The sequence below is a fragment of the Oerskovia sp. NPDC060287 genome (assembly GCF_042726775.1).
GTDB lineage: Bacteria > Actinomycetota > Actinomycetes > Actinomycetales > Cellulomonadaceae > Oerskovia > Oerskovia merdavium.
In genome coordinates this window covers 1-4,308 of record NZ_JBHXBO010000298.1, presented here as the reverse complement: position 1 = coordinate 4,308, position 4,308 = coordinate 1, and the positions used below count along the sequence as shown (strand labels likewise).

The window sequence follows — 4,308 nt, the reverse complement described above, 5'->3', positions numbered from 1 at the left end:
CCTCCCAGGTGAGCGACGCCGTCGGCCCGTCGGACGGCGGCCGCGCAGGGTCGACCGACCCGTTCCACCGCTCCGGATGCGCGAGCCGTGATCGGCTGCAAGGCTCCGAGACATGTCACGATCCAAGCCAGCCTCCCCCGCCATCGTCCGGCAGCAGCAGGTCTTGCGAGACAGCCTGCCCTTCCACGACACCCAGGACTTCGACGACACCAGTCGCGGGCTCCTCGGCCGACGCAGCCCGAACGCGGTGACCGCCGCAGACGGGCGCGTCGTCTGGGACAACGACACCTACGACTTCCTCCAGGGCGACGCCCCGGACACGGTCAACCCCAGCCTGTGGCGCCAGTCCCGGCTCGTCGCGACGCAGGGCCTGTTCGAGGTCGTCGAGGGCATCTACCAGGTGCGCGGCTTCGACCTCTCCAACGTCACCTTCATCGAGGGTGAGACCGGCGTGATCGTGCTGGACCCGCTGCTCTCGGCCGAGACGGCCGCCGCGGCGATCGAGCTGTACCGCGAGCACCGCGGGGACCGCCCCGTCACGGGCGTGATCTACACCCACTCGCACGTCGACCACTTCGGCGGGGTCAAGGGAGTCACGACCCAGGAGGACGTCGACGCAGGGCGCGTGCCGGTCCTCGCCCCCGAGGGGTTCACCGAGCACGCGGTCTCGGAGAACGTCTACGCGGGCACGGCCATGGGCCGCAGGTCGGGCTACATGTACGGCGCGGCGCTGGCGCGGGGCCCGCAGGGACAGGTCGGGGCAGGGTTGGGTCAGACGACGTCGACCGGAACCATCACCCTCATCGCCCCCACCGTGGACATCACCACGACCGGCGAGGAGAAGACCGTCGACGGCGTCCGGATGATCTTCCAGATGGCCCCCGACACCGAGGCCCCGTCCGAGATGCTCGTCTACTTCCCGGACCACCGTGCGCTGTGCGCGGCCGAGGACGCGACGCACAACCTCCACAACCTGCTGACGCTGCGCGGCGCCGTCGTGCGCGACCCGCACGCCTGGGCGCACTACCTCACCGAGTCGATCGAGCTCTTCGGGGACGATCTCGAGGTCGTCTTCGCGTCCCACCACTGGCCCACCTGGGGCAACGAGCGCATCCTCGAGTACCTGAACGTCCAGCGCGACCTCTACGCCTACCTGCACGACCAGACGTTGAGGCTCCTCAACAAGGGGCTGACCGGGATCGAGATCGCCGAGGTGCTCACGCTCCCCCCGGCGCTCGAGAACGCGTGGAGCACCCACGGCTACTACGGCTCCGTGAGCCACAACATCAAGGCCATCTACCAGCGGTACATGGGCTGGTACGACGGGAACCCGGCACACCTGTGGGAGCACCCACCGGTCGAGGCGGGCAAGCGCTACGTCGAGCTGGGCGGCGGCGCTGACGCCGTGGTCGCCAAGGCCCAGGTCGCGTTCGACGAGGGCGACTACCGCTGGGTCGCGGAGCTCCTGAACCACGTCGTCTTCGCCGAGCCCGGCCACGCCGGAGCACGCGAGCTGCTCGCCGACACCTACGAGCAGCTCGGGTACGGGTCGGAGAACGGGACCTGGCGCAACGCCTACCTCTCGGGGGTGACCGAGCTGCGCGACGGACCGTTCGGGACGCCCACCGTCGCGGCATCGTCCGACATGCTCGCCCAGCTGTCCCCCACGATGCTGTTCGACGCCCTCGCGATCCAGGTCGACGGGCCCCGGGCGTGGGGCGAGAACCTGTCGGTCGACGTCGTGCTGACCGACGTCGACGAGCACTACCGTCTGCGCCTCGCCAACGGGGTGCTCACGTACAACACAGCCGTCCAGAAGAGCCCGGCCGACGTCACCCTCACCGGTCCCAGGCGCGCGCTACCGGTCCTCGCGAGCGGGAACGTCACACCGGACACGCTCGCCCAGGCGGGCATCGAGCTGACCGGTGACGCGACCGTGCTGGGTCGGCTCGCCGCCCTGCTGGAGCCGGGGGACCCGGACTTCGCGATCGTGACCCCATGACCGGAGGCATGTCCTCACCTGTCGCGGTCCCTTCCCCCCGGTGGCGGGTGGCCCCCTCGGTGCCCGTCGCCGCGGTCGTGTTCGTCGTCTACTGCGTGATCGTCATCGGCCTGATGAAGATCTCGGGCGTGGGGTACGAGCACTTCTTCGACTCCGCGGACTCGACGCTGCGCGCCGCCGTCCTGCCGCTCGCGGCGGGCGGGGTCTGGCTCGTCGCCTTCCTCACCTGGGCACGCTGGGACCACGTGTTCCGGGACGCACGGCGCCTGCCGACGGGCTGGTTCCTGTGGGTGCTGCCGGCCGCCATGGTCCTCCTCTCGGTGCTGCACCTCCTGGGGCTCGAGTGGAGCCTGTTCGCGCCTGGGCACGTGCTCACCGTCCTGCTGGCGAGCCTGCTCGTCGGGTTCACCGAGGAGACCTTGTTCCGTGGGGTCGTCCTGCGCTCGATGCGGCAAGGAGGACGCTCCGAGGGCATGGCGGTCCTGTGGACGACGCTGTGGTTCGGCGGGTTCCACCTGACCAACCTCCTGCTGGACGAGCCCGGGGCGGTCATCCAGATCTTCTTCGCGGCCCTGACCGGGACGGGCCTCTACCTGGCGCGGCGCGGGACCGGCACGATCCTGGCGGCCATGGCCCTGCACGCGTTCTGGGACTTCTCGTCCTTCCTGGTCGGCGTCCACCCGGCCGACAACGGTGCGACCCTGGGCGCGAACTTCCTCGTCCCGCTCGTCTACCTCCTGGCCGCGGTGACGCTCGTCGTGCTCGTCGTCCGCGAGCGCGCGCGGCCCGCCCGCGAGGCGATCACCCCGCTGCTCGTGCCCGACGGCGGGGCGCGCCCGTGACGTGCGTCCCGCCCGTCGCGTCGGTGGGGCTCGCGGGGGCGGGTGGTGCTCCTGGTCGGCCCAGGACGTGGCGGGTGGGGGTTCGTCGGGACTGAGCGTCCGACCTCGCTACGGTGGGTCCCCTGCCCGACCCGAGCTGGAGCGTCCGTCCCCCGTGATCTCTACCCTCCTCGTCGCCCACCCGTGGTTCTCCCCCGCGGTCCTCGCCGTCCTCGTGCTCGGCGGGCCGGCGGTGGGGCGCTGGCTGTCCTGGCATCCGCGCCTCGCGTGGGCGCTGTTCGCGGCGTCGCTGCTGCCGCTCGTGCTGCTCACGCTCGTCCCGACGAGCCGCGAGATCTTCGAACGCTGCGCCGTCTCCTGGTCCCTGCCGACGTTCGGGCGCGTGGAGCTCCTGGCCAACGTGATCCTGTTCGTCCCGCCGGTCCTGCTCGCCGCGGTCGCGAGCCGTCGCCCCGCCGTGGCGCTGGTCGGCGGTGTCGTCGGCTCCGCCGCGATCGAGCTGGTGCAGGCGCTGCTCCCTGGCCTCGGGCGCTCGTGCGACACCAACGACTGGCTCACGAACTCGATCGGTGCAGTGCTCGGCGCGGCCCTGGCCTCGACCGCGATCTGGGCCGCACGACGGTGGCCGCGACGGGTCGGGTCCACGAGTCGTCGGTGACTCAGGGCGTCCGAGGAGGCCTGACGGCTGAGTCCACGGACGCGAGCCACGTCCCCGCTGGGCCCCGACGAGGTCCGCCAGAAGTCTCGGGTACAGCGGGTCGCAGCTCGTCGTGTTCTTCGGGCGCAGTGGTCACCGCCGGTGGCGGCCAGCCGATGTCGGGCCGGTCTGCTGCACACCGCTGTCCACATCTTCGGCTCCTGACCGCACACCCGCAGAGCGATGGCGATGGGTCAGGTACGGAACACGGCTCTCACATCTGTCTCCTCCTTCCGGAGGAGGGCTGCTCGCCGCAGATCTCGGCCGTCGGGAGGTGCTGCACCCTGAGCCGCATCCGTAGCGTCGACGACGGGGCACGCGCTGACCGGGCGGCCCGACGACGACAGGAGACGCATGATCCAGGTAGAGGCGCTGACAAAGCGCTACGGGCCCACGACGGCCGTGGACGAGCTGACGTTCGCAGCTCGTCCCGGGACCGTCACGGGGTTCCTCGGTCCGAACGGCGCCGGGAAGTCGACAACCATGCGGATGATCGTCGGGCTCGAGCGCCCCACGTCGGGAACGGCGACGGTCGGCGGACGTCGGTACGCCGACCTGCCCTCGCCGTTGCACGCAGTCGGCGTCATGCTCGACGCGCGTTCCGTCCACCCAGGCCGCACGGCGTTCCGCCACCTCCTCGCACAGGCCCGGACCCACGGCATCTCGCGTTCGCGCGTGGACGAGGTCATCGCGATCACCGGTCTCGAGTCCGTCGCCGGGCGCCGGGCCGGGACGTACTCGCTGGGCATGGGCCAGCGTCTCGGGAT

Annotated in this window: 4 protein-coding genes; all 4 read left to right on the top strand. The window is 71.2% G+C overall.

Annotated features, from left to right (window positions below; translation table 11 throughout):
- Nucleotides 1-112: 112 nt before the first annotated feature.
- Complete coding sequence (locus ACFWFR_RS17775) at nt 113-2,002, top strand: alkyl/aryl-sulfatase (RefSeq protein ID WP_377623916.1); 1,890 nt, start codon at nt 113-115, stop codon at nt 2,000-2,002.
- Nucleotides 2,003-2,010: 8 nt separating this feature from the next.
- Nucleotides 2,011-2,844: a CPBP family intramembrane glutamic endopeptidase gene (locus ACFWFR_RS17770; protein WP_377623914.1), complete on the top strand. Its 834-nt coding sequence runs from the start codon at nt 2,011-2,013 to the stop codon at nt 2,842-2,844.
- Nucleotides 2,845-2,998: 154 nt separating this feature from the next.
- Complete coding sequence (locus ACFWFR_RS17765; RefSeq protein WP_377623912.1) at nt 2,999-3,502, top strand: VanZ family protein; 504 nt, start codon at nt 2,999-3,001, stop codon at nt 3,500-3,502.
- 393 nt (nt 3,503-3,895) lie between these two features.
- Nucleotides 3,896-4,308: ATP-binding cassette domain-containing protein (locus tag ACFWFR_RS17760; protein ID WP_377623911.1), on the top strand; the 413-nt coding region annotated here is incomplete at its 3' end.

Excerpts from the sequence above, each read along its gene's own strand:
- ACFWFR_RS17775 (WP_377623916.1), top strand. The coding sequence starts at position 113 with ATGTCACGATCCAAGCCAGCCTCCCCCGCCATCGTCCGGCAGCAGCAG.
- ACFWFR_RS17770 (WP_377623914.1), top strand. The coding sequence starts at position 2,011 with ATGTCCTCACCTGTCGCGGTCCCTTCCCCCCGGTGGCGGGTGGCCCCC.